At 48.6% G+C, this 24707-nt stretch carries 20 protein-coding genes; 4 read left to right on the forward strand and 16 right to left on the reverse strand.

The window, feature by feature from the left end:
- Window positions 1-6 precede the first annotated feature (6 nt).
- The 4 genes from argH to AC3B4V_RS14135 form a co-directional block, all read right to left on the reverse strand.
- Window positions 7-1377 (reverse strand): argininosuccinate lyase, encoded by a 1371-nt coding sequence (gene argH, locus AC3B4V_RS14120; RefSeq protein WP_488378752.1) that lies wholly within the window; start codon window positions 1375-1377, stop codon window positions 7-9.
- Window positions 1374-2579: an argininosuccinate synthase gene (locus tag AC3B4V_RS14125; protein WP_488378753.1), complete on the reverse strand. Its 1206-nt coding sequence runs from the start codon at window positions 2577-2579 to the stop codon at window positions 1374-1376. The genes argH and AC3B4V_RS14125 overlap by 4 nt, the downstream gene beginning before the upstream one ends.
- A gap of 117 nt (window positions 2580-2696) precedes the next feature.
- Entirely contained in the window at window positions 2697-3125 is a 429-nt protein-coding gene (locus AC3B4V_RS14130) for a GNAT family N-acetyltransferase (RefSeq protein WP_023467111.1), read from the reverse strand.
- Window positions 3122-4270: an alanyl-tRNA editing protein gene (locus tag AC3B4V_RS14135; protein ID WP_488378754.1), complete on the reverse strand. Its 1149-nt coding sequence runs from the start codon at window positions 4268-4270 to the stop codon at window positions 3122-3124. Before AC3B4V_RS14135 ends, AC3B4V_RS14130 begins: the two co-directional genes overlap by 4 nt.
- A gap of 128 nt (window positions 4271-4398) precedes the next feature.
- On the opposite strand from AC3B4V_RS14135, the gene phnF reads away from it, so the two are divergent.
- Entirely contained in the window at window positions 4399-5133 is a 735-nt protein-coding gene (gene phnF / locus AC3B4V_RS14140) for a phosphonate metabolism transcriptional regulator PhnF (protein WP_029340766.1), read from the forward strand.
- A gap of 56 nt (window positions 5134-5189) precedes the next feature.
- Here phnF and AC3B4V_RS14145 read toward each other — a convergent pair whose 3' ends face one another.
- The 5 genes from AC3B4V_RS14145 to AC3B4V_RS14165 form a co-directional block, all read right to left on the reverse strand.
- Entirely contained in the window at window positions 5190-6302 is a 1113-nt protein-coding gene (locus AC3B4V_RS14145) for an LCP family protein (RefSeq protein ID WP_231681811.1), read from the reverse strand.
- 298 nt (window positions 6303-6600) lie between these two features.
- The gene (nagB, locus tag AC3B4V_RS14150; protein WP_481266741.1) at window positions 6601-7362 is read right to left on the reverse strand and encodes a glucosamine-6-phosphate deaminase; all 762 of its coding nucleotides are present in this window, start codon (window positions 7360-7362) and stop codon (window positions 6601-6603) included.
- Window positions 7359-8516, reverse strand: a complete 1158-nt coding sequence (nagA, locus tag AC3B4V_RS14155) for an N-acetylglucosamine-6-phosphate deacetylase (RefSeq protein ID WP_488378755.1) — start codon at window positions 8514-8516, stop codon at window positions 7359-7361. The genes nagB and nagA overlap by 4 nt, the downstream gene beginning before the upstream one ends.
- Window positions 8517-8699: 183 nt before the next feature.
- Window positions 8700-11258 (reverse strand): bifunctional lysylphosphatidylglycerol flippase/synthetase MprF, encoded by a 2559-nt coding sequence (gene mprF, locus AC3B4V_RS14160; protein WP_488378756.1) that lies wholly within the window; start codon window positions 11256-11258, stop codon window positions 8700-8702.
- Window positions 11255-12610, reverse strand: coding sequence for an MATE family efflux transporter (locus AC3B4V_RS14165; RefSeq protein WP_488378757.1), 1356 nt, complete (start codon window positions 12608-12610; stop codon window positions 11255-11257). The genes mprF and AC3B4V_RS14165 overlap by 4 nt, the downstream gene beginning before the upstream one ends.
- Window positions 12611-12702: 92 nt before the next feature.
- On the opposite strand from AC3B4V_RS14165, the gene AC3B4V_RS14170 reads away from it, so the two are divergent.
- Window positions 12703-13491, forward strand: coding sequence for a CHAD domain-containing protein (locus AC3B4V_RS14170; protein ID WP_488378758.1), 789 nt, complete (start codon window positions 12703-12705; stop codon window positions 13489-13491).
- On the opposite strand, the gene glsA is transcribed toward AC3B4V_RS14170, so the two are convergent.
- The 3 genes from glsA to AC3B4V_RS14185 all read right to left on the reverse strand — a co-directional run bounded on the left by glsA (window position 13482) and on the right by AC3B4V_RS14185 (window position 17982).
- The gene (glsA, locus tag AC3B4V_RS14175) at window positions 13482-14414 is read right to left on the reverse strand and encodes a glutaminase A (protein ID WP_023467099.1); all 933 of its coding nucleotides are present in this window, start codon (window positions 14412-14414) and stop codon (window positions 13482-13484) included. The two genes, AC3B4V_RS14170 and glsA, sit on opposite strands and share 10 nt — an antisense overlap.
- A gap of 127 nt (window positions 14415-14541) precedes the next feature.
- Window positions 14542-17118, reverse strand: coding sequence for an ATP-dependent chaperone ClpB (gene clpB / locus AC3B4V_RS14180; RefSeq protein WP_488378759.1), 2577 nt, complete (start codon window positions 17116-17118; stop codon window positions 14542-14544).
- Window positions 17119-17124: 6 nt separating this feature from the next.
- Window positions 17125-17982 (reverse strand): DnaJ C-terminal domain-containing protein, encoded by an 858-nt coding sequence (locus AC3B4V_RS14185; RefSeq protein ID WP_050678995.1) that lies wholly within the window; start codon window positions 17980-17982, stop codon window positions 17125-17127.
- A 195-nt stretch (window positions 17983-18177) separates the two neighbouring features.
- Between AC3B4V_RS14185 and AC3B4V_RS14190 the strand changes: the two genes are divergently transcribed.
- On the forward strand, window positions 18178-18372 hold the full coding sequence (locus AC3B4V_RS14190) for a YwbE family protein (protein ID WP_023467094.1): 195 nt from the start codon (window positions 18178-18180) through the stop codon (window positions 18370-18372).
- 55 nt (window positions 18373-18427) lie between these two features.
- Here the strand turns inward: AC3B4V_RS14190 and AC3B4V_RS14195 are convergent, their stop codons facing one another.
- The 3 genes from AC3B4V_RS14195 to AC3B4V_RS14205 all read right to left on the reverse strand — a co-directional run bounded on the left by AC3B4V_RS14195 (window position 18428) and on the right by AC3B4V_RS14205 (window position 21920).
- Window positions 18428-19603 carry a M20 metallopeptidase family protein gene (locus AC3B4V_RS14195; RefSeq protein WP_214858952.1) on the reverse strand — a complete coding sequence of 392 codons (1176 nt, stop codon included), beginning with the start codon at window positions 19601-19603 and terminating at the stop codon, window positions 18428-18430.
- 13 nt (window positions 19604-19616) lie between these two features.
- The gene (locus AC3B4V_RS14200) at window positions 19617-20471 is read right to left on the reverse strand and encodes a MurR/RpiR family transcriptional regulator (protein WP_050678993.1); all 855 of its coding nucleotides are present in this window, start codon (window positions 20469-20471) and stop codon (window positions 19617-19619) included.
- Between the two features lie 270 nt (window positions 20472-20741).
- Window positions 20742-21920, reverse strand: coding sequence for a CamS family sex pheromone protein (locus AC3B4V_RS14205; RefSeq protein ID WP_047394974.1), 1179 nt, complete (start codon window positions 21918-21920; stop codon window positions 20742-20744).
- 134 nt (window positions 21921-22054) lie between these two features.
- Between AC3B4V_RS14205 and AC3B4V_RS14210 the strand changes: the two genes are divergently transcribed.
- Entirely contained in the window at window positions 22055-22636 is a 582-nt protein-coding gene (locus AC3B4V_RS14210) for a class D sortase (RefSeq protein ID WP_023467085.1), read from the forward strand.
- A gap of 72 nt (window positions 22637-22708) precedes the next feature.
- On the opposite strand, the gene ligA is transcribed toward AC3B4V_RS14210, so the two are convergent.
- On the reverse strand, window positions 22709-24703 hold the full coding sequence (gene ligA, locus AC3B4V_RS14215; RefSeq protein ID WP_488378760.1) for an NAD-dependent DNA ligase LigA: 1995 nt from the start codon (window positions 24701-24703) through the stop codon (window positions 22709-22711).
- Window positions 24704-24707: the final 4 nt, after the last annotated feature.

A 24707-nucleotide genomic window follows, 5' to 3' on the forward strand; every position in this document is an offset into this window, starting at 1 on the left:
AATTCGTCAATTCGCAAGATGCTGTTTCGCGAGTTCGAGTTGCTCCAACACGGCAGCAAACCCTGTCCCGCCGTAGCTAGTCCGGCGTGCTACCGCTTGAACCGGATCGAGGAGCGGATAGACGTCTTCTGTGATATCAGGATGGAACGTTTGATACGTCTCGAGGTTCAAATCCTTCAGGAAACAACCGTTCTGCACACAGTAAAGGACGGCTTTGCCGACGATTTCATGCGCTTCCCGGAACGGTATGCCTTTCGTTACAAGGTAGTCAGCGAGTTCCGTTGCATTCGAGAAGTCTTGCATTGTCGCCTTCTTGAGCGCTTCGGTCTTAAACGTCGCAGATTCAATCATTCCGGTGAAGATTTGAACGGATTGGAGAACGGTATCTGCTGTATCGAAGACCCCTTCCTTATCCTCTTGCATGTCTTTGTTGTAAGCGAGTGGTAATGCCTTCATCGTCGTCAAGAAGCCCATCAGATTGCCGTAGACGCGCCCCGTTTTCCCACGAATCAATTCAGCGAAATCAGGATTTTTCTTCTGTGGCATCATGCTCGATCCTGTCGAGAAAGCATCAGACAACTCGATGAAGCCAAATTCTTGCGATGCCCAGATGATGATTTCTTCACAAAAACGCGAGAGATGCATCATGACGGTCGAGGCGATCCCGAGGTATTCGATGACGAAATCGCGGTCGGAGACAGCGTCGAGACTGTTCGGATAGATTGACTCAAAACCGAGCAACTCGGCAGAACGGAAACGATCGATTGGGAATGTCGTCCCCGCGAGCGCGCCTGCCCCGAGCGGTGATTTCCGGATCCGCTTTTGATTATCCGTCAACCGTTCGACATCACGTTCGAACATCCAGAAATAAGCGAGCAAGTGATGGGCAAGCGAGATCGGTTGTGCCCGTTGCAAATGCGTATAACCTGGCATGACCGTCTCGATATGTTGCTCAGCTTGTTCCGTGATAACCGATTGGAGCTCGCGTAATGCCGTCGTCAACGCTTCAACATGTTGTTCCATCCATAGATGTAAATCCGTTGCGACCTGATCATTTCGGCTCCGTGCCGTATGCAGTTTTCCTGCAACCGGACCAATCTGTTCCGTCAATAGACGCTCGAGATTCATGTGAATGTCTTCATCTGCTAGCGTATACACATGATCCGCTAACGTCGTTTCCAGTTGCTTCAGTCCTTGCTCGATTTGTGTCCACTCGTCTTGAGCGAGGATCCCTTGTTCAAATAGCATCTGCGCGTGTGCGAGACTGCCTTTTAAATCGACGCTCGCTAATTTTTGATCGAACGTGATCGATGCTCCGAAGGCTTCCGCTTGAGCGGAAGCACTTTCCGTAAAACGTCCACCCCAGAGTTTGGTCATTTCGTTACACCCGCCTGACGATGTACGCTCGCATGAGTCGAAACGGCAAGTCCGTGTAATTTGATGAAGCCTTTTGCTGCTTCATGATCGAACGCGTCTTCTTTCGTGTACGTCGCAAGTTTCTCATCATAGAGCGAGACAGCGGACTGACGACCTGTCACGGTTGCGTTTCCTTTGAACAGTTTAACGCGAACTTCTCCTGTGACGTCCTGTTGTGTCGCCGTCAAGAATGCTTTTAAGCCTTTCGTTAATGGTGCATGGAAGAGACCGTTATAGATCGTTTCTGCGTATTGTTTGCTGAGAATTGGTTTGAAATGTGCGACGTCCTTCGTCAATGTAATCGTCTCGAGTGCAGCGTGCGCTTTGAGTAATACCGTTGCGCCTGGACACTCATAGACTTCCCGCGATTTGATACCGACGAGACGATTCTCGACGTGGTCGATCCGTCCGACCCCATGTGCACCAGCGATGATGTTCAGTTCCGTGATCAGTTTCGCCAGTGGATACGTCGTTCCGTTGATCGAGACCGGAACACCTGCTTCAAAGCCAATGATGACTTCTTCTGCCTGATCCGGAGCGTCTTCTGGCGCTACTGTTAACGCGTAAGCGTCTTGCGGTGGCTCTGTCCAAGGGTTTTCTAGGACGCCACACTCGTTACTCCGTCCCCAGAGGTTCATGTCGATTGAGTATGGGCTGTCGAGGTTGATCGGGATCGGCACGTTGTTTTCTTTCGCATAGGCGATCTCTTCTTCCCGTGACCATTTCCATTCCCGAACCGGTGCGATGACTTCGAGTGATGGATCAAGTGCTGCGACCGAAACTTCGAACCGGACTTGGTCGTTCCCTTTTCCGGTACATCCGTGAGCGACCGCCGTTGCACCATGTTGATGCGCGACTTCGACAAGCTTTTCTGCGATCAACGGACGCGAAAGCGCTGAAATCAACGGATAGGCATTTTCGTAATGAGCGCCATATTGAAGTGCCGGTAATACGAAGTCTTGTGCGAATTCTTCTTTAACATCGAGGACGATCGATTCGATTGCACCGACGAGGAGTGCTTTTTCTTTAATGACGGATAAATCTTTTCCTTCTCCGACATCCATGCATAAGGCAATGACGTCATAGTCCTTGCTCAACCATTTGATGGCTACCGATGTATCAAGTCCCCCAGAGTACGCTAAGATCAATTTTTGTTTCGACATGTATAATTCCCTCCTGGTTTTAAATTCATCTGTCTGTATAAAAATTCATTATGAATTATATATATACATAGAAAACAAAAAAAGAAACCCTTTTTGCAGGATTTCTTTCAAAATGACTTACATTTTTTTCTCCATCGTTCGGTGCGGGATGCCCGCATCATCGAATTCATCGGAGACGATCGTATACCCGAGTCCTTGATAAAACGGGATCGCTTGAACTTGTGCGCCGAGTGTTAGCAATTGCTTCCCTTCGCGACGTGCGACTCGTTCCATCGCCTGCATCAACTCGCCACCGTATCCTTTTCCTCGCGCTGTCGCTAGCGTCGCGACACGCTCTACCTTCATCCGTTGGTCGTCATATGGACGGGTACGCCCCGTTGCGACCGGTCGACTCTGCTCATCGAGGACAAGCAGATGAATTGCTGTTTCATCATGTGTATCGTATTCAAGATGGCGTGGTACGCCTTGTTCCTCGACGAAGACACGCTCCCGGATCATCCGGACGGCTTGATGTTGTTCTGCTGTACGTACTTGAATGACTGTCATGACTGATATTCCTCCCGTAATCGATCGACATATGCCAACGCATCATCCCGATTCGTAAATTGTGCCTGTGCCTGAACCGCACTTCCTCCGCCTCGCCCATTAAATGTTTTGACATGTGCTTTAGCGAACTTCCCGAGATGGGGTTCACCTGGACTACTCATCAGTAACTTGTTCGTCGTCGCATTCCAGACGACGCCGACGCGTCCCGCTTCTTGAATCGCTTTAGCAAGTTGCTCGGATATTTTGATTTCTTCATCCAGATGTTCGAACACAAGAATGCCTTCTTGTTGTTCTAAAGCATGAGCGAGTGTGAACGTCGCGAGTTGTTCCTGAGCGTGTTCGACCTGTTTCGTTAAGCGTTTCTGCTCTTCTTGTAACGCTTGGACGGCTTCTAGCATTTGAACCGGTTTGACTGATAAAGCTTGCGCTGCTTCCCGTAAAGCTCGTCGTTCTGCCTGTAGGAGTTGATATGCCCGTTCCTTTGCGACATAAGAAAGACGAATATTTCCACGAATTCGTTCGACTCCAGTAAAGAGAATCGACTCGAGCTGTGCCGTCGAATCGAGATGCGTTCCACCACAGGCACTATAATCGAGTGTACCGATTTGAACGACGCGAATTCGTCCTTCGACTTGTGGTGTTTTTCGTAATGGTAAGCGTAGCGCTTCCGCCTCGTCATACTCGGTCGCTGTGATCGGTAATCCTTGTTCAATCACCTGGCGTAATCGTCGATCCAGCTGTTCTTGTTGCATAGTTGTCCATTCAGGTGTCTCGATATCAAGCGTCGAGACCTCACTTCCCGTCCGAAAACTGAGTGTCTTAATATTTGATTCATCTTGTAGGATTGCAGAGATGACATGTTGTGCCGTATGCTGCGCCGCATGATCGATCCGGACTGCGTCATCTACGATACCGGTGACGTCACCTGTGAGCGGCGTCGCCAGTTGGTGCCAGACGACACCGTCTTCGATTTGAACGTCAAGGACCGGTTGGTCGTTCAATGTTCCACGGTCTGCCGGCTGTCCACCGCTCTCCGGATAGAAGTAACTTTTCTCTAGAGCAACCCAATAGCCATCTACTTGTTTTGTCGTGCGAATGGATGTCTGAAAGGTTCGGACATCGGATTCTATTTGTTCGGGGCGCATACCTCGACCACCTTTCTCTGTCAGTTTCACTCTGTATTATGCCATATTTCATCCAGAATCGTTTGTCGGCTTGCCTTTTTCCTAGTACACTAGACGAAAGACTACCGATCGCGAAGGGACGAAATGCCGTGATTCAGCATATCAATAAAAATTCACCACTCCCCATCTACTATCAAATCGAAGCTGCCTTAAAACAACAAATCGAAAGCGGTGTTCTTCAACCTGGCGATCTGATTCCGTCCGAGCGCGAATTTGCGGAAGCGCATCAAATTAGCCGAATGACGGTCCGCCAAGCCATTTCAAACTTGGTCAACGCCGGTTACTTGATTCGTCAAAAAGGACGAGGAACATTCGTCGCGAATAAAAAAATCGTCATGCAACTGTCTGGCTTGACGAGTTTCTCGGAAGAGATGGAACATCTTGGACTAGAACCGACGAGTGCGCTTCTCTCCTATCAAATCATCGACGCGTCGATGACGATCGCAAACAAGCTCCGGATTCGCGAAGGGGCATCCGTGTATGAATTGAAACGTTTACGAATCGCAGATGAGCAAGCGCTTGCTCTTGAGACCGTCTATATCCCGGAACAGCTCTTACCTGGACTTGATCAAGACGTCGCGACCGCATCGCTCTATGCATTTGCAGAAGCGAGCGGATTAAATCTTGGACGTGCGAGTCAAACGTTCGAATCACGTCTTGCAACGAAGGAAGAGGCGGGCCATCTTGGTCTATCGACCGCTTCGCCTGTCTTATCTGTCGAGCAACTAACGTACCTGACAACAGAGCAACCGTTTGAATACGTCATCTCCGCTTACCGCGGCGACCGCTATACCTTCACCGTTGAAATGGAACGCCAACGCTAAAAATCCCCTTGTATCGTCGTACAGTGACGATGATACAAGGGGATTTTTAGTGTGTCTTACTGTGCAGGAACGGCTTCCGTCTCTGTCACTGGTTCTTCTGTCGTACTTTGTGCCGGGTCTGTCTCTTCCTTGATCGGTTCGACTTCTTGACCTTGCATCGCTTTTGCTAAGTTACTTTTCACTTGCTCCAATTGATTCGGATCGAGGTGATACTCCCATTTCCCGCTGATACCAATATAACCTTCTCCAGCGAGTTGGTACTCCGTCGTGTTACGTAACGCTGCTGTGAAATCTGCTAAGCGTGTATAATCGTTCGGACCTAAGTTCGTTTCGACGTTATCACCGACAGCATCCAAAATATCACGGTATGCACTGAGGGAACGGAAACTTGCCGCTTCTTTCGCGACCGCTTGAATGACTTGCATCTGTTTTTGACCGCGTCCGATATCACCGAGCGGATCATCATGACGGTTCCGGACGTAAGCAAGTGCTTGCTCTCCTGTTAAATGTTGCATCCCTTTATCAACAGTGACAGTACCGGCTTTACGTTTTGAATCTTGCTCTTTGAACGCATATCGTACATCGATGTCTACGCCGTCCAATGCATCAATCAATTGAACGAATCCTTGGAAATTAACTTTAACGACGTGATCGATTTGAATACCGAGCAGGTTTTCTGTCGTTTCACGCGCTAATTTAATCCCATTATAGGAATTCGATTTATCCATCGAACCGAAGTAATGGGCATGGGTGATTTTATCTTGCTCAACACCTGTCTTACCATAAGGTACATCGTATTTCGAATAATCGATGTTCACGAGTGAATCACGCGGAATACTCGTCAACACTAATTGTTCCGTTTTTTTATTTAAGATTCCGACGATCATGACATCTGATCGCGCCGGTTCATTTCGTTCTTTACTTTTTTTCGTTTCATCCGTCCCAAGAATCAAGAACGATTCAGACGGAACATCATCATATTTAGAGCTCACCTTCGAGCCGGGAATGTTAATCTGCGTCTTTGCCAATGTTTCTTGCGTTTTAATAAAAACAGCTCCAGCATATCCAGAACCGATGATTGTGACAAGCAGGACGAGTGCAGCGATGACTTTCATGAACATCTTGCCAGCACTTGGCTGTCTCTTTCGTGCGGATCGCGTTTCCATCATGTAAACCCTCATTTTCATGTAAATTTTCCGTAAAGTTCGCTAATCTCCATTATCCGGACATTTAATGAAATGTCAATTTACGTTTCGATTAAAGAAATCGTATGGAATCGTTGCACTGAAAAAATCATGGATCCTTAGTGCGCTGTATCATGAGATTGAATGATCTTGGTATATGTCCCGCTGATGCCTGTCTATCAAAATAAAAAATCGCTTGAGACTAGGCTCAACAGAATCAAAAAAGGAATAGAGTCAATCCAGTGATTGTCTCTATCCCTTTTGATTCATCGTTCTTTCATCGTCATACTTTCATGAAATTCAGATATGCCGCTCGTCCTGTACGTTTAGCGTCATCTGACAATAAAGATGCGGCTTCTTCGTCCAAGATCACCATGACATCAGCATGACGCTTGAGTACAGTTGCTGGACAATCCGTTGTTGCGACACCTTCCATCATATCGCGAACCGCTTCTGCCTTTCGTGCACTAGAAGCAACGAGAAGGATCTTCTTCGCTTCCATGATCGTACCGATCCCCATCGTGATTGCCTTCGTCGGTACTTCCTCTAATCGATCAAAGAAACGTTGGTTCGCTTCTCGTGTCGACTCTGTCAATTCCGTTACGTGTGTCTTAGCGTCGAATGGTGTACCCGGTTCATTGAAGGCGATGTGTCCATTCGCTCCAATTCCGAGTAATTGAATGTCGATGCCTCGATTGCGGACGAGCGCTTCATATCGTTCACTTTCTCGCACGGGATCTTCTGTGTTCCCGATTGGAACGAATGATTCCTTAAATGCGACATCTTTGAATAGATGCTCTTGCATGAACGTATGATAACTTTGTGGATGCTCTGGGCTGAGACCGACATATTCGTCGAGGTTAACCGTTGTCACATGTCGACAATCGAGCGAATCCTTCCGCCATTCTTCATAAACGCCGACCGGTGAACTTCCCGTTGCCAGTCCTACCGTCAAACCTTCCGGGTGACGCTTAATTTCCTGTTTCAAAAATTGATAGGCCACCTGTGCTAATTCTTCTCCCTTTTCTACGATCATCCATTTCATGAGGTAGACTCCTTTCCGTTCGTGATCCGGTGTCGCGTACCACGATGAATCGTTTCTTGAATACGTAATCCCTCGTCGAGCAAGACGATATCTGCATCTTTACCGACCGCGAGGCTTCCCTTTTGAGCCAATTGAAGCTCTTTGGCCGCATTGACCGATGTCATGCGGACCGCTTCTTCGAGCGAACAGCCTGTATAGGCGATGATGTTTCGTAAAGCAGCGTCCATTGTCAGGACACTTCCAGCTAAGCTACCGTTTTCAAGACGTGCCGCACCGTCTCGAACGAATACAGCCTGACCACCTAACTCATATTCACCGTCTGCTAATCCTTTCGCTCGCATCGCATCCGTGATGACGATCAGTCGATCTGCGCCTTTCATTCGATAGGCAAAATCCACCATCTCCGGCGCACTGTGAATCCCATCCGGAATGATCTCCGCATAGACGTCTGGTGTCAGGAGGCAATATCCGACTGTGCCAGGTTCCCGGTGATGAAGTGCCCGCATTTGATTGTAAAGGTGGGTACCATGCGTGACGTGACCGGCTTGGTTTTGGGCATACGTCGCGTCTGTATGTCCGGCTGACGGAATCGCACCCGTCAAGCGCACCGCTTCTTCGAACGCCCGTGCTCCCGGGCGTTCCGGAGCGTATGTGACGAGCTTGATCGTGTTTCCTGCTGCTTTTTGCCATTTCAAGAACTGCTCGACATCCGGTTCGACGATATGTTCGTGAGGCTGTGCACCTGCATAATCTGGATTGATGAATGGTCCTTCAAGATGAACACCGATGATCGTCGTATCGTCTTGTGCTATGACTTCTCGAACCGTCTCAAGCGCGCGTGTGATATTTCCCCAGTCCTGAGTAATCGTCGTCGCTAAAAATGATGTCACACCTTCTTGTAACATCTGTCGGCTGAAATGACGCAGGCTATCGGCATCTCCATCCATGACATCGACATCATACCCTCCATGAATATGCACATCGATCATTCCTGGAATGAGTGATTGATGCTGCGCATCGATCGTCTCTTCTCCTGCGATTTCCTCGAATTCCGACATGGGTCCAATCGCCTCGATTGTTCGGTCAAAACGAATGAAGCCGTCTTCAATCGTCTGCTCTCCCGTGTAAATCCGGGCATTGGTGATCACTGTCATCTAGCATCTTCCTTTCTCTATCCGTTCCATGGCTTGCTTCGGTATTTAGTATAACGCGATTAATTCTAGTTGTATAGACCTTTGTACATTTCAACATAAATATAAAAGGACGATCTCACTTGTCTTTGGACAAGTGGTCGCCCTTTGTATACCCGTCGATTGCCGACTTCATGCGTCAGTCGATCATGGTAATAAAATTCGGTCTTTTTTTCGGGAAATCAGACGCGTGGCTTTTAGAATCGCCATTGGTAACGATTGACGCTTCCGGTAAGCCAGGTATCGTCCTTCCCATTTTGGATCATACTTTTCTTTATATCGTCGTAGACCGGTGAAACTATACATGTAGCGAATATTATTGAAGACATCCGCTGCCACACGTTCTTGCCAGAAGGACGTCTCGTCTTCTCCGACGGACGAAAGCGGAGCCATTCCCATGTTGAACGTGTGGTAGCCTTCATCTTTCGCATACTCGAATAGTCGGATGAACATCGCATCCATGATTCCATTCGGTCCATCTGGTCGAAAACGCATCAAGTCAATCGATAGGACCCCTTCTTGGTAAGCAGGCATGAATGTCATGAACCCGATCAATCGTCCTTCCGCTTCACGCATGATGCCAATCGGTGCCCGGTTTAAATAAGGTTCGTGGAAGTAACCGAGCGAGAAACCTTTCTCGGACTTCCCTCCTAACCATTCGTCGGAGACCTCTTGTAGTTCTGCTAATAGTGTTCCTGAAATAGGTGGCTCGACTATTTCGAACGTCATGCCCTCTCGTTCAAAGCGATTTTTAATCGATCGAAGTCCAGCTCGTTTTTTCCCTGATACAGTGAAAGATGGGATATCAACGATCGCTTCTTCCCCGAGTTTGAAGAAGTTGAAGCCAAAATCATGATAGAGAGACATATTTTGCGCTTGAATTTGATAGATGTTCGGAATATATCCAAGATCTTCGACGCGACGTAAGAAAGACGCGATGACTTGTGAATGCTCCTTCGGATCTCCACTAGGGTCGCCAAGGACCATGATCCGATTACCGGTCTGACTGAACTGGATGAATGAACGCCCTGTTTCGGAGAAGAAGAAACGTTTATCACCTAGAAACGCGAGATGGCTCAAATAATTCCCACCCTGCTCACGCAATACCGATTCGATCTTTTCAGCATCGAATCGCTCACCGAGAACCGGTTGATTGAATGTATTGAATAAGCGGATGAAGACGAGAACATACACGAGCGCAAAGATAGAGGCACTCGCTGCAAACATGAAAATTTCATGTGCCGGATATACTTTTGTTCCGTCTGCTGATCCGAGTGTATAGAAGGCGTATCCAAAAAAGACGAATCCTCCAATGTACAATATACCAGCGAAGGCAACTCGGATGAACCGTGTCGTCGTAATGAGCGTTCGTTCTCGGTGAAATGCTTTTCGCGACATCAGTAGCAAGACGAGGACGATGATGACGGCAAGGAAGGAAATCAAGTTAAAACCACGAAGTGCCATTCCAATCAACGCGAAAAAAGATGCCCCGTACATCATATATAACGACCGTTTTGTTCGACGATACAGTGCTGTCGATAAGAGGACGAACAATAAGCCGCCCATCAAGAAGAAACTATTCGCGAGTAACAGCGCTTCATGCGGTAATTTCGATTCCAAATATTCATATTGCGTCGAGACAGGTGGTAAAATCGCCAATCCCCAGATCGTGATCCCGGCAACGAGTGTGATCAATGCGAGTGTGAAATGACGAATTTTACTGAGGAATCGCAGTTGTAAGCGCCAAATGACACCCCCGACCTCCATCGATGGACCAACGATCGGTTTGTCTTCGATCATCTTGACGACCGGACCGCTGAACTCCCGAGCTGAGAAAATGACACCGATCAGGAACGGAATCAAGTAGTAGACAAGACGATAGATCAATAATCCTGTCAAGACGATGCCTTCCTCGACACCCGCACGCTGCATGCCGATCAAAAACACTAAGTCAAACGAACCAAACCCACCCGGTACCATCGAGATCAAACCGGCTGTCGCAGCGATGATGAAAACACCGATGACTTTTGAGAAACTAACATCCGTTCCAAGCGCCGCGAGGATCAGATAGACGACAACGCCAGCACTGAACCATTCTGCGAGTGAGACGAGTGAATATAACGCAATCGATTTCGGATGGATGCTGCTATTGCCTCGTCGAAACGAGAACAGCAAATAAAGTGGAAAGAAGAAGGCGACACCAATGATGACGGGCCACAGCCATTTCTTTAAATCGAGCACTTCAAACGCCGGAAAAACGTGCAAAAGCGATAAGGCCGATAAGATGGACAACCCACTGATCAACGTCGGTGCCATCCAGCCGATCGCTTTCAACAAACGACCGCCTTCAACAAATGGTCGATAAAGAGCGGATCGGATCGCCATCCCAGCGAGACCACCGAATCCGATGATCCCGTTAAAGGAGTTCGCAATCCAGGATGCTCGGAAAATCAGTCCGATCGGTGCTTTCGCCTCCAATGAACGTAATAAGAAGAAGTCATAAAAGAACATCGTCGAGACTGCCGTAAGACCTGCGAGAATCAACAGGATGAATTGCCAAGATGGGACTTGACGAATCGCTTGAATCGACTCCTGTAGCGATAAACTACGCAATTCGTTTTGTCCTTGATAAAAAATGAATCCAATCAAGACGATCGGCAAGATGATCTTCGCAATCGTCATGATGCGTTGTTTTGAGAATTTCAAGCTGCCAGCCTCCTTGATTTACGGATTAAATGCATAAGACGAACAAGTAGTAGCGTTGCTCCGACCGCAAGACCGATGATCAATCCCCACCAGTAACCATCTGGTCCGAGCGTCGTATAGCGTTCGAGATAAAAACCTAATGGTAGTCCAATGACCCAGTAGGCAGCAATCGTCAACAAGAAGGTGACGTTGACATCCTTGAATCCACGTAATGCACCTTGCGTCGGTGCAGCAACGGCATCCGACAGTTGAAAGAAAATCGCTAAAATCATGAAGTGTGCGGCTGCTTCGATGACTTGAGGATCACGACTATACAAAGCGGCAAGTTCTTCATTCTTTAAGTACAACAAGATCCCGGAGAACAAGGAGACGGCAACACACATCGTCAATCCGATGCCGACGTACTGAACCGCATCCTTGATCCGTTTTGCACCGACCTCGAAACCGACTGTGATCGTCAAAGCGGACGCAGCGGATAATGGAATCATATAGACGAACGAAGCGAAGTTGATGGCCGCTTGATAGGCACCGATGATGACATCGCCGTACGCTCCGAGCAGCAACGTGACCGCCGAGAAAATACTGACTTCAGAAAAAATCGCTAGACCAATCGGAGCACCAAGTAGAATCAATTCCTTGATTCGCTTCATGTCTGGACGATAAAAGCGCCGCAGAATCCCAAGGCGTTGAAATAACTCTCCTTTAAAGACGACAGCGATGATCGCTAGACAGAGAATCCAGTACGTGATGGCAGTCGCAACTCCTGCGCCCACTCCACCAAGTTCCGGAAAACCGAAGCTTCCGAAGATGAATAGATAATTGAAAAGGACGTTAATGGGTAAAGAGATTAGTAGTAGGACCATCGTGATATTTGATTTCCCCAACGAATCGACGAGTGTTCGTAACACGAAGAAAACGAACATCGGTACGATCCCGAGTGCTAACATCACGAGATAATTTCGCGCGACTTCACGCGCTTCTGTCGATAACTCCATCCGTTCGAGAATCGGATTGACAGCGATAAGTCCGATGACGACAGTCAAACCAATGATCACGACAGCAACGTACAGCGCCTGCATGACGATTCGTTTGACTTCCCGCTCGCGTTTCGCTCCCATCGCTTGGGAAACGAGCGGTGCGACGGCAAGTAGAATACCCGTCAGTCCTGTGTAGACGGGTGCCCAGAGACTTGCTCCGACCCCGACGCCTGCTAAATCAGCAGAACCATATCGACCGGCCATGACCGTATCGAAAAAACTAATTAAGTAAAACGCGACTTGCGTTACGAGGATGGGAAAGAAAATTTTCATGAATTGCTTCATCTTTCCTGAGAACGTAACTGTTTCTAACATGTTTCCACCACATTTCAGGAGGAGTCCTCCTTAATTTTAAAACCTAGCACTCTTGAACTCTTACGAAAATAATCCGAGGAGGGATTCATCTCATGAACCATCGAGATACTGAAAAGCTGACTTTCGAACTGCTTGAGACATGGTCGACCTTCAATCATTATGCCAAAGAGACTCAAACGTTTGAAAATCCGGAAGATGTCCATCAAGCGCGGATTCGGTTACGGAAACTAATCACATTCGCCCGATTGGTCGATTTGACGGAGGAACCCGTTTATTTGATTTGGAAGCGACTGATGCATGCTTTCGGCGAAGTCCGTGACCTCGACGTACAACTCGAAGCGACCTCAAACAAAACAGAAATCGATCAGTTGTTCGCGAACCATGTCGCTCTGCAACTTCAAGGGAAACGTTCGACTTTAATCGAGACGATGCATCTCTTGATCTCAAATGAACTGGATCGATCCGTTCGTCGCTTTTTAGCCGGTCCGATGACAAAGCGCCTCAAGCGGATGTCAGAAAAAGAGCTGATTCAGGCCGCTGAGAAACGCTATGAGAAAAAACGTGAACAATTTGAAAAAGTACAACGAAAGGATGGAACAAAGCGTGTCGAACGGATGCATGAATTACGGCTTGCTACAAAAGCATACCGTTATACGGTCGAGTATCTTCGTCCCTACACGCATCAACCGAAGTCTGCTGTTGATCGTCTAAAGACAACCCAGACACGACTCGGACACATCAATGATACGTATCAGCGATTAGAAAGATGGCGCTCTTTCGAGGTTCCATCTGCTTATCAAGAAGAGCGTTTGCGTCAGATCAAGCGCTTAGAGGACGAGCTACGTTCTGCGCTTGATCAGATTGAAATCGCTCATGGATGACGTTGAACGAGTAATTCCAGCATCTTTGTTCCGGCAATCGAGTTCCCTTTGGCATCAAGCGATGGTCCAAAGACACCGATTCCGAGATCAGCCATATCGAAATCGCTTCGACCGCAAGCAACGACTGCACCGGAAACACCACTTTTTCCTGGAAGCCCGACTTGGACGGAAAATTCTCCAGATGCATCGTACATGCCACACGTCGTCATGATCGCTCGAATGATTCGTGCGTTCCGACGTGAAATGACTTGGCGTCCTGATGGCGTCTTACCGGATGTACTCAAAATTTTCCCCATCATGGCAAGTCCTTTACAGTTCGTCAAAATCGCACATTGTTTCGTATAGACGTCGATGATTTCTTCGACATTGCCTTCGATGACACCGTGATAGCGCATGAAGTAGAGCAACGCCCGATTCAAATCCGTCGTTTCGAATTCTGATTCAGCGACATCTGCGTCATATTTTACCATTTCTACTTCAATATCCAATAGCTTTGCGATGAATTGACGCAATTGAAGTAATTTATCGGCAGCATCTGTTCCCGGTAACATGCTCGTCACGGCTAGTGCTCCTGCATTGATCATTGGATTAAGCGGTTTTGTCGGAATCGTCTCTTCAAGTTTTGCGATCGAATTGAACGCATCGCCTGTCGGTTCCATCCCGACTTTTGAAAAGACATAATCTTCTCCGAATGTCTCGAGGACGAATGCGAGCGTGATGATCTTCGATACACTCTGTAGTGTAAACATCGTATCCGCATCACCTGCCGAGACGAACGTTCCGTCGGCGTTACAGACGGCGATTCCGAGTTGTGTTGGATCAACCTTCGCAAGCTCTGGAATATAACTGGCGACTTGTCCAAGCACTGTATATGGACGGCATTCTTCAATCAACTCCTCGAGTTGGGCTTGTGTAACATTCATGGCGTTCCCTCTTTCTCTTTTTTTCTAGCTTATCACGCATCTGACGAATACGGATATGGTTCTTCCGTAAACGCTAAAAGGAGTCGACTCGTTTCAGCCGAGTCGACTCCTTTTTCTAGCATCTGCTTCATCCGTGTACGACTAGTTCGCCGTCTTCTACGTCAATCGCAATCCGGGCACCATCTTGAATCGCCCCACTGATCAAGGCACGGGCAAGTTTCGTCTCAATCGTCCGTTGCATATAACGATTGATTGGACGTGCGCCGTATTGTGGTTCAAATGCTTCCTCGAAAATCAACGTCTTCGCAGCATCCGTAACATCAATCGTAATGCCACGTCCAGATAAACGTGAACTCATTTTCTCGACCGCTTTGTCGATGATTCGTTCGATTTCCGTCCGGTGGAGTGGATGGAATAAAATCGTATCATCGATCCGGTTCAAGAACTCCGGTCGGAAGTGGCGCTTCAATTCTTGGCGAACGGCTTCCTCTTCCGCTGCATCGATGACACCATCTTTGGCTGCTTCAAGCAGGATCGGCGCCCCGATGTTTGACGTCATGATGACGATCGTGTTCTTGAAGTCAACGACGCGTCCTTGCGCATCCGTCAATCGACCATCGTCGAGTAACTGAAGCAAGATATTAAAGACGTCCCCGTGCGCTTTTTCGATCTCATCGAACAACAGCACTGAATACGGGCTCCGTCGGACGGCTTCCGTCAATTGACCGCCTTCTTCATAACCGACGTATCCCGGAGGCGCACCGACAAGACGGGAGACATTGTGTTTTTCCATATACTCCGACATATCGATGCGGACGATGTGATCTTCACTATCGAACATCGCCGCTGCCAAGGCTTTGGCGAGTTCTGTCTTCCCGACCCCTGTCGGACCGAGGAACAAGAACGAGCCAATCGGGCGGTTCGGATCCTTGATGCCTGCGCGCGCTCGAATGACAGCGTCCGCGACGAGACGGACTGCTTCGTCTTGACCGAAGACGCGCTCATGAAGCGTATCTTCGAGATAAAGTAATTTTTCCCGTTCGCCCTGAGCAAGCCGCGTCACCGGAATACCGGTCCATTTCGAAACGATGTCGGATATCTCTTCTTCCGTCACCGCTTCTCGAACGAGTTCGTGTGAGACGTGTTCAGATGACTCTTCCGCGACTTTCAGACGTGCCTCAAGATCCGGAATTTGCCCGTACTTGATTTCCGATGCCCGGTTCAAGTCATAGCGCCCTTCCGCTTCTTGTAACGCCAGTTTCGCTTTCTCAAGATCCGCACGTAACTGCTGAACACTTTGCGAACTTTCTTTTTCCCGTTCCCATCGCGTCCGCAATGCACTCTCGTCTTCTCGGACAGAACTGAGTTCTTGCTGTAAAACCATAAGTCGTTTCCGAGATGCTACATCCGTTTCTTTTTTTAACGCCGCTTCTTCGATTTCGAGCTGCATGACCCGACGAACGAGTGAATCGAGTTCAGCCGGCATCGACTCCATATCGGTCCGAATCATCGCACATGCTTCATCAACGAGATCGATTGCCTTATCCGGCATGAACCGGTCCGTGATATACCGATCGGATAACATCGCCGCCGCGACGAGCGCATTATCATGAATCCGTACACCGTGGTGAATCTCAAATCGTTCTTTTAATCCACGCAGAATGGAGATCGTATCCTCGACATCCGGTTCCGCGACGAGGACTTGTTGGAAGCGACGTTCGAGCGCCGGGTCCTTTTCGATATACTTCCGGTACTCCTCTAGCGTCGTCGCACCGATACAGTGCAATTCTCCTCGCGCAAGCATCGGCTTGAGCATATTTCCGGCATCCATTGCGCCGTCCGTCTTCCCAGCACCGACGATTGTATGCAGCTCATCGATGAATAAGAGAATCTGTCCTTCGGCTTCCTTGACTTCATTCAAGACTGCCTGCAGGCGTTCTTCAAACTCACCCCGATACTTCGCACCAGCGACGAGCGCACTCATATCTAAACTGAACAACTGCTTGTTTTTCAGGCTCTCCGGTACATCCCCTCGCACGATCCGTTGCGCGAGTCCTTCAACGATTGCCGTTTTCCCGACGCCGGGTTCTCCAATCAAGACGGGATTGTTTTTTGTCTTCCGACTCAAAATCCGGATGACACGTCGAATCTCATCATCACGTCCGATGACAGGATCTGTTTTCCCGGACCGGAAATCCGCTACGAGATCACGTCCGTATTTTTTCAGCACATCAAACGTCTCTTCAGGATTTTTCGTCGTGACCTTCCGATTGCCTCGCATACTGACGATCGCTTCTCGGAGTGTCTCTTCCGTGATGCCTTGACGACGTAGGTACTGAGCTGCTGGACTTGATTGTTTGATTAATGCTAACAATAAGTGTTCGACGGAGACATAGTCATCCTGCATGAGACGCGCTTCCGTCTCTGCTTCCGTCAACACGTTCAGCAACGAGCCCCCGATCCGAGGCGTCGTCGCCTGGGACAAGGCAGGAAGTTTACCGATCGCCTCGTCAATCGCTCCATTCAATGTCTCAATCCGTTGATTCAACTTTTCAAAGACGACTCGTGCAATCCCTTCTTCTTGAGCAAGTAAGGCAAGTAACAAATGCCATTCTGTGATTTCACTATGACGACGTTGTTTCGCGATCGCTTGGGCAGAGACGATTCCCTCGTGTGCCCGATCCGTTAAACGTTCAAAATCCATCCTTGATCACTCCTTCACTGCAAGTTGACGTTCCCACTCTTCATAAAAGGCACGGTCCATCTCAGGTAACTTGACTTCGAGTTGGACAAGTAACGCCCCACGATGACCATTCGCTTGACTCAGACCACGATTTGGAATCCGGAGTCGCGCTCCTGGTTTCGTGCCCGGTTTGACTTTCAGTTTGATTCGTTTTCCTTCAAGCGTATCCGCGACGACTTCGCCTCCGAGCACAAGCGTCGTCGGATGAACACGGACGGTTGAGATGACGTCTTGGTCGACCCGTCGGAACTGATCGTCATCCTTCAAGTGAATCGTCACGTAAACATCTCCCGCGACACCTTGTCGGTTACGCATCGAACTTTTTCCACGTAAGCGAACTTTTTTACCGTCATAGACGTCTTTCGGAAGCGTCAGCTGGATCGAACCCGTCGCAAGACGCACCGTGACTTTTTCGTTCGTACTAAGATGACTGAGTGGGACCGTCAATTCAAGCTCTTCATCGGTCGACACTTCTTCCTGACTAAAGAACGAACCGAACATGTCTTCAAATCCGAACGATTGTCCAGGTCGTGTCCGTCCACCACCTCCGAACTGTCGGAACAGATCTTCGTAATCTCCAGCGCCACCAGCCCCAGCACCTGCCATCTGATCGAAGTTACTGCCGTATCGATCATACTTCGCTCGTTTTTCCTCATCTCCAAGCACATCGAAGGCTTCTTGGATATCCTTGAAACGCTGGTCCGCACTCGCCTCTTTATTGACGTCTGGGTGATACTGCTTTGCCAATTTGCGGTACGCGCGCTTAATATCTTGATTCGATGCATCCTTTGCGACACCGAGTGTTTGGTAGTAGTCTTTTGCCATTCGAATTCACTTCCTTTTCCTATACTTCATTACCTTAATTATAAAAGTCGTATCTTAATTGGTCAAATATAGTCAAACTTTTTTCTGACATTCTGTTCTCTTTTCACTTTACGTCCTTGCGACAAACAAGTTTCACCGACTGAACCATGGTATACTGATAGCCAAACAGGAAATGAACGATGGGAGGATCTACAGATGGATGGTAAAACACGTAAAAATATCACGCCCGGTCTTAAAGTCAGCATCGTATTGAAGCAAGATCAACGAACAGGTAAACGAACAGAAGGAATCGTCAAAGACCTTCTCACGAAATCTCCGCAACATCCGCACGGGATTAAAGTGCGCTTAGAAGACGGTCAAGTCGGTCGTGTTCAAGAAATTTTAGGATAAAAAGACAGCAATCGCTCGTCCTGATTCCTTTTCGGAGTCAAGACGAGCGATTTTTTCATGATTCAGTAGCTTGTTCTAAGTAACGCCATGTCGCTTCGACGAGAATACGCGCTGCATCGAGCATCGCCGGCTCCTTAAAATCAAACTGTGGATGGTGATGCGGTGGATACGAAGCATCTCCCGCTCCTGTAAAGAAGAACGCACCAGGTACGTGTTGCAAGTAATAAGCGAAGTCCTCGCCACCCATCGTCGGTTCAATCTCAAATACACGCTCGTCTCCTAAAACTTCTCGTGCGACAGATTCAATCAATGCGGTGGGTGAAGCATGATTGACGACAGCTGGATAGCCTTTTTCGTATGTAAAGTGATACGTTGCTCCGACTGCCTCACAGATTCCTTTGATCGTCCGCTCCATCCGCTCAATGATCTCGTCCGCTGTCGCTTCATCAAACGTCCGGACCGTTCCTGTCAACATCGCTTGATCTGCAATGACATTAAACGTATTCCCAGCATGTAATGTTCCAACGGTCACGACTGCCGGCTCCAGTGGATTGAGTTGACGACTGACGATCGATTGTAATTCCTTAACGATTGTTGCCCCGAGTAAGACAGCATCAATCGTCTCATGTGGTTTCGCACCGTGTCCGCCTTTTCCATATAAGGTCAGTTCGAACTTATCCGCCGCCGCCATGATCGGACCAGTCCGAACACCTACGTGTCCTAAATCGATCGTTGACCAAAGATGCGTTCCAAAGATGACATCGACTCCTTCGAGACAACCGTCCGCAATCATATCGCGTGCACCGCCCGGAACGACTTCTTCCGCATGTTGATGAATCAAAACGACGTTCCCCGGTAATGATTCTCGCTGTTGCATGAGCGTCTCTGCGACAGCAAGTAACGTCGCCGTATGACCATCGTGACCGCATGCATGCATCACACCCGGAACCGTCGACCGATACGCGACCTCTTTAGCGTCAGCAATCGGTAAGGCATCGAAGTCGGCGCGTAACGCGACGGTCTTTCCCGGTTTTCCTCCACGAATATACCCGACGACACCACGTCCGCCGACTTCCGTCTTGACTTCGATTCCGAGCGCTTTTAAATGTCGCGCGATATAACGCGGGGTCTCGACTTCGTGAAACGACAACTCTGGGTGCTGATGTAAATAGCGACGGCGCTCGACCATTTCTGGATACAACGCGTCTAGTCCGGCAGTTCGTTCTGACATATATGTATCCCCCTTATTTCTTTTGATGCAGTGTCTTAACGCTTTCCCGCGTGTATTGGAGGCGTTCGAGTGTGTCTTCATAATGTCCCGCAGCATACGATAAGAACAAGACATCGATCGCAAATAGTTGGGCGAGACGCGAACTGAGCGCTGCACTACGAAGCGGCGCTTCTGGTGCGCGTGATGTCCAAAGCGCGATATCCGCTAGTTGACTGATTCGATTGTCCCCGAAACGTGTCAGACTGATGACCTTTAGTCCTTGGATTTTCGCCAAACGGATCAACTCGACGACCTCTTCCGTTTCTCCGCTGTAGGAAATCGCAAAGAAGACATCTTCCTTACGTGCATTCGCTAAGATCGTCGCAAGTAGATGCTGGTCCGTTTCTTGAATCGCTAGTTTCCCGACACGCGTCCATTTTTGAGCAGCGTCTTCGGCTACGACATGCGATGCCCCAATCCCATAAAAATAAATCGCACGTGCCTGATCAATCACATCAATCGCATCTGCAATCCGTTCATCATTCAACTGCTTCGCAGTATCCTGTAACGCTTGAATGCTGTTACTAAGCGTTTTTTCAATCAAGTCGACGGGACGTTCATCCTTTTCGATATCGTGATACCCTTTTAAATCCGTCCGTGCTGTATCGGCAGAAATGCGCATCCGCAACTCCGGGTATCCTTTTAATCCAAGCGCGCGACAGAAGCGGACGACTGCAGCGGCACTTGTATCTGATTCCTCTGCAAGTTGGTGGATCGTCATGCGCGCAATTTGGTTCATATGCGTCAAGACATAGTCTGCGACTTTTCGTGAGGACGATGGTAGTTCCTCTCGAACTGCACCGATTTGTGAATAGATACCGCCTTTCATCTACATCTCTCCTTTATCCTCTTCTTCTTAAAAGAACTGACGATTCATCACTTACCGCGTCGTTCCTGTGTGTAGAACTGTTCTTCTTTCATTATGCTCTCTCCTACTGGCTTTCGTAAATCTAAAAAATGGGAAAGTGAAACAAAATACCATTCTTCTTCCATACCCTTCCTTTCTGATTCATATGCTTCTCTCTTCCAGCGTCCGTCGTACAAAAAAGCGACATTCCGCCCATTGGAGGAATGTCGCTTCATAAAGTGAATGGAGGAATCAACGAATCTTGACGATCGGTTTTTTTGTATCCGGATCGAGGAATAGCATCGCTTCCGTATCCCCGTTCAAGTTCGTCACAGTGATCGTCGTTGGAATGTTTCGATTATATTCCCAACGATTCTCAAGCAGGTACGTCACGTACTGAACGAATGCGACGAGTTCTGCTTTTCCGTAAAATTGAACGGGAATCTTCATCTCAAGCTTTTTAAGTTCATCTTCTTGATAGAAGCCTTCCCCCATCATACCGGTGTAGTTCGGGAAGTAGTCTTCTAGGCGGTCTTTGAATAAATCGAACTTCGCTGCATCATCCCGCACGTCATTCGTTGCGCGTGCTGACGGGTAGTAGTAATAGCGCTCATTATAGTTTTTCCAGTCGTTCGCACTGATTTGATTCCCGCGACCGATGAATGCAGACGAGAGATAGTGACCGGAAACCGGTGACCCTTCTTTTTCCTGGAGGTAGAGGGCGACGTGAATCGGTGTCGTCTTCATCCCTTGTGTCTTACGCATCTTCTTGACTAAATCGTTTGCCATCCGCTTCCCTTCAGCAACGACTTTCTTTTCATCAAGTTTAACGGTATAGGTCGGTCCATAGTTTTCATCTTGGAACACATACTCACTATTTAAGACAAGCGCAATCGACGTGCCACCAAGTTCGAGTTTCTTATCTTCTTCAAGCATGTAGTCTTGCTCTAAGATATGCGATAGAATCATAGGTGACTTTTGGTTTTTTTCTTTATACGACTTACCAGACGTGTAGGCTGGGTTCAGACCTTCAGGATCGCTGACGCCATCGCCTGCTTTTCCTTTTCGCAACAACCATTTCGCGATTTGGTCGGCTTCGAGTAACTGACCTTCTTGGTAATAGTATTTTTCCGGATCAAAAAACTGTGTCGAATGACGCATTAAACCCGTTTCGATTTCATCGAGCTCAAGACGTGAACTGACACGTTTTTGTGTCATTCCACGTGCGACGCTTGGACGAAACGGTAAGACCGTCCGGTAGTACGAATCCGTCGTATCAATGGCTGGACTGACGACGGCTTGGACTTCCTTACCTTGTTCACTTTCAGTAATGACTTCTTTTGTATCGCTACTTGGCGAAAGGTCGAACGAACAAGCACCTAAAAATAACGTGCTCGATAACGTCAACGCTACTGCTGTTTTATAGTTCATCTCTATTTGCACCCCATGTTTTTAAATCGTTCTCTTTATCATAACAGAATCGTTTTCCATCGGGGAAGGACAAGTTTTTCCCTGATTTTCAAAAAAGATGATGCGCCTTGGTGTATCCGAAAGGACTTTTTCTCATGACACGTCGTAAATTCATCGGTCTGCTTTTTTTACTGGCAGGCATCGCCCTTATTGCTTGGCCCTTCATCAGTGACTATCAGCGTGAACAGGAAGCAGCAAATTTAAAGGAACAATGGACCAAAAGTTTGAAGACCGTCGATGCGAAAGAGACAAAACAACCCCTTGCTAAATCTGGTGTCGGATTGCTCTCGATTCCAAGCATTGATTTTGAACAAGTCATCTTAGAGGGCTCGACGACAGCAGTGTTGGACCGTAGTATTGGTCATATTCCAGAAACCGGATCACCCGGAAAAGGCAATTATGCGCTCGCCGGACACCGAAGTTTCACGGAAGGGCTTCACTTCAATCGTCTGCCTGACGTCAAAAAAGGCGATACCGTCGTCGTCACGACAAAAACACATCGGTATACGTACCGCATCACATCCAGTCGTCTTGTCACACCGACGACATTGTCCGTCCTCGACCAATCCGTCGCTTCCCCAACCATCACATTAATCACCTGTGATCCACCAGAAACGGCAACGAATCGTCTCATCAAACAAGGTACTTTGATTCGGAGCGAAACGATTGCTTCGTGACAAGGATGAACACGAAAAAAGGAAGGCGGAATTCCGCCTTCCTTTTTATTTGATCGTTCTCATTCATTCTGCTCACGCTTCGTGTTTAGCTAGTTCTTCTAACAGACGCGCTTCATCCCAAATTTCGATACCGAGCGATTCTGCCTTCGTCAGCTTAGAGCCTGCCTTTTCCCCTGCGACGAGTACGTCCGTCTTTTTACTGACGCTTCCTGTCACATCGGCTCCGAGTGCTTCGAGTCGTTTACCAGCATCTGACCGTTTTAAGCTCTCGAGCGTTCCCGTCAAGACAATCGTTTTGCCACCGAGTGGTGCATTCGTCTGATCAACCCGTTCCCCAAGGAAACGTTGATTGACGCCCAGTTGTTCCAAATCACGAATCAATGCCTGTGCTTCCGGATGTTCGAAGTACTTCACGATCGAATCCGCGATTTTCCCACCGATGCCATCGATTGCGACAATCTCCTCGTAGCTTGCTGCTGCTATCCCTGCTAACGAATCAAAACGTTCCGCTAGAAGATACGCCGCTTTTTGACCGACGAGTCGGATTCCGAGACCAAACAAGAGACGCTCAACCGAGTTCTGTTTCGAAGCTTCGATTGCCGCAAGTAATTTATCGACGGACGTCTCACCCATTCGATCAAACGTCAATAATTCCTCACGATCGAGTCGATATAAATCGGCAATCGTCCGGATTGCTTCATGATCATACAATTGACGGACGACTTTTTCACCGAGACCATCGATGTTCATCGCCTGACGCGAAACGAAGTGAATGATACCTTCCATCAATTGCGCTGGACATTCCGGACTGACACAGCGGATGTCGACTTCACCTTCGAGACGGACAAGTTCCGATTGACAGGCCGGACAATGTGTCGGGAAGACGATCGGTGTCTCTTCCCCTGTCCGTTCTGCCGTGACGACTTGTACGACTGCCGGGATGACATCGCCTGCTTTTTTAATGATGACCGAGTCCTGAAGGCGGATATCTTTTTCAGCGATGAAGTCAGCGTTGTGTAGTGTCGCATACGTCACCGTCGATCCTGCGACGACGACCGGTGCAAAACGGGCGCGAGGTGTGACTTTCCCGGTCCGACCGACACTGAAATCAACGTCTTCTACCGTCGTCATGACTTCTTCCGCCGCAAACTTATAGGCTGTCGCGAAGCGGGGACTTTTTGCTGTGAAGCCGAGCTCCTCCTGATCATCGTATCGATCGACTTTCAAGACGATTCCGTCGATCTCATATGGCAGGCTCGCGCGTGCTTCCGTCCAGTGCGCGATATAGGCAAGAATCTCTTCCACCGTCTCACATGTCTGCATATGTTGATTGGTCGGTAACCCAAGTGAAGCGAGTTGTGCCATCGCTTCGCTATGCGAACGAGCCGTCAACGTATTGACGCCGACGCCATACACGAACAACGACAGATTGCGCGACGCCGTGATCGACGAATCCAGCTGACGCAGACTACCTGCGGCCGCGTTACGCGGATTCGCGAACAATGTCTCTTCCCGGCTTGCCCGGTCTTCATTCAAGCGTTCGAACGATTGTTTCGGCATGTAAGCCTCACCGCGGACTTCGACCGTCTCTTCCGCCTGCAAACGAAGCGGTAACGCTTTGATCGTACGTAGATTCTGCGTGATGTTTTCGCCGACTGTTCCATCGCCACGCGTCGCCCCACGGACGAATCGCCCGTCTTCGTATTTCAGCGAGATGGCAAGTCCATCGAATTTCAGTTCGGCGACATACGTCGTCGAACGTCCGAGCGACCGCTCAATCCGAGCGACCCATTCGCGAATTTCCGTCTCATCAAAGACGTTTCCGAGCGACAGCATCGGTAAATCATGCGTCACCTTCTCGAATGCTTCGAGCGGTGCTGCGCCGACGCGTTGCGTCGGCGAATCCGGTGTGATCAGTTCTGGATGCTCTGTTTCTAACTCCGTCAGTTCACGAAGTAATTGATCGTACGTCGCATCCGGTACCGTTGGTTGATCCAGTACGTAGTATTCGTAGCTGTATCGGTTCAATGTTTGACGAATCTCATCTATACGCTGGCTTGCGTCCATCTGT

It is taken from the genome of Exiguobacterium sp. E17S, assembly GCF_057772545.1.

Coding starts and splice junctions, on each gene's coding strand:
- ligA (WP_488378760.1), bottom strand. CDS start 24,703: ATGGACGCAAGCCAGCGTATAGATGAGATTCGTCAAACATTGAACCGA.
- AC3B4V_RS14135 (WP_488378754.1), bottom strand. CDS start 4,270: ATGCGCCCCGAACAAATAGAATCCGATGTCCGAACCTTTCAGACATCC.
- nagB (WP_481266741.1), bottom strand. CDS start 7,362: ATGAAATGGATGATCGTAGAAAAGGGAGAAGAATTAGCACAGGTGGCC.
- AC3B4V_RS14145 (WP_231681811.1), bottom strand. CDS start 6,302: ATGATGGAAACGCGATCCGCACGAAAGAGACAGCCAAGTGCTGGCAAG.
- clpB (WP_488378759.1), bottom strand. CDS start 17,118: ATGGATTTTGAACGTTTAACGGATCGGGCACACGAGGGAATCGTCTCT.
- AC3B4V_RS14200 (WP_050678993.1), bottom strand. CDS start 20,471: ATGAAAGGCGGTATCTATTCACAAATCGGTGCAGTTCGAGAGGAACTA.
- AC3B4V_RS14205 (WP_047394974.1), bottom strand. CDS start 21,920: ATGAACTATAAAACAGCAGTAGCGTTGACGTTATCGAGCACGTTATTT.
- AC3B4V_RS14130 (WP_023467111.1), bottom strand. CDS start 3,125: ATGACAGTCATTCAAGTACGTACAGCAGAACAACATCAAGCCGTCCGG.
- argH (WP_488378752.1), bottom strand. CDS start 1,377: ATGACCAAACTCTGGGGTGGACGTTTTACGGAAAGTGCTTCCGCTCAA.
- AC3B4V_RS14190 (WP_023467094.1), top strand. CDS start 18,178: ATGGATGGTAAAACACGTAAAAATATCACGCCCGGTCTTAAAGTCAGC.
- AC3B4V_RS14165 (WP_488378757.1), bottom strand. CDS start 12,610: ATGTTAGAAACAGTTACGTTCTCAGGAAAGATGAAGCAATTCATGAAA.
- AC3B4V_RS14210 (WP_023467085.1), top strand. CDS start 22,055: ATGACACGTCGTAAATTCATCGGTCTGCTTTTTTTACTGGCAGGCATC.
- nagA (WP_488378755.1), bottom strand. CDS start 8,516: ATGACAGTGATCACCAATGCCCGGATTTACACGGGAGAGCAGACGATT.
- AC3B4V_RS14170 (WP_488378758.1), top strand. CDS start 12,703: ATGAACCATCGAGATACTGAAAAGCTGACTTTCGAACTGCTTGAGACA.
- AC3B4V_RS14125 (WP_488378753.1), bottom strand. CDS start 2,579: ATGTCGAAACAAAAATTGATCTTAGCGTACTCTGGGGGACTTGATACA.
- glsA (WP_023467099.1), bottom strand. CDS start 14,414: ATGAATGTTACACAAGCCCAACTCGAGGAGTTGATTGAAGAATGCCGT.
- AC3B4V_RS14185 (WP_050678995.1), bottom strand. CDS start 17,982: ATGGCAAAAGACTACTACCAAACACTCGGTGTCGCAAAGGATGCATCG.
- AC3B4V_RS14195 (WP_214858952.1), bottom strand. CDS start 19,603: ATGTCAGAACGAACTGCCGGACTAGACGCGTTGTATCCAGAAATGGTC.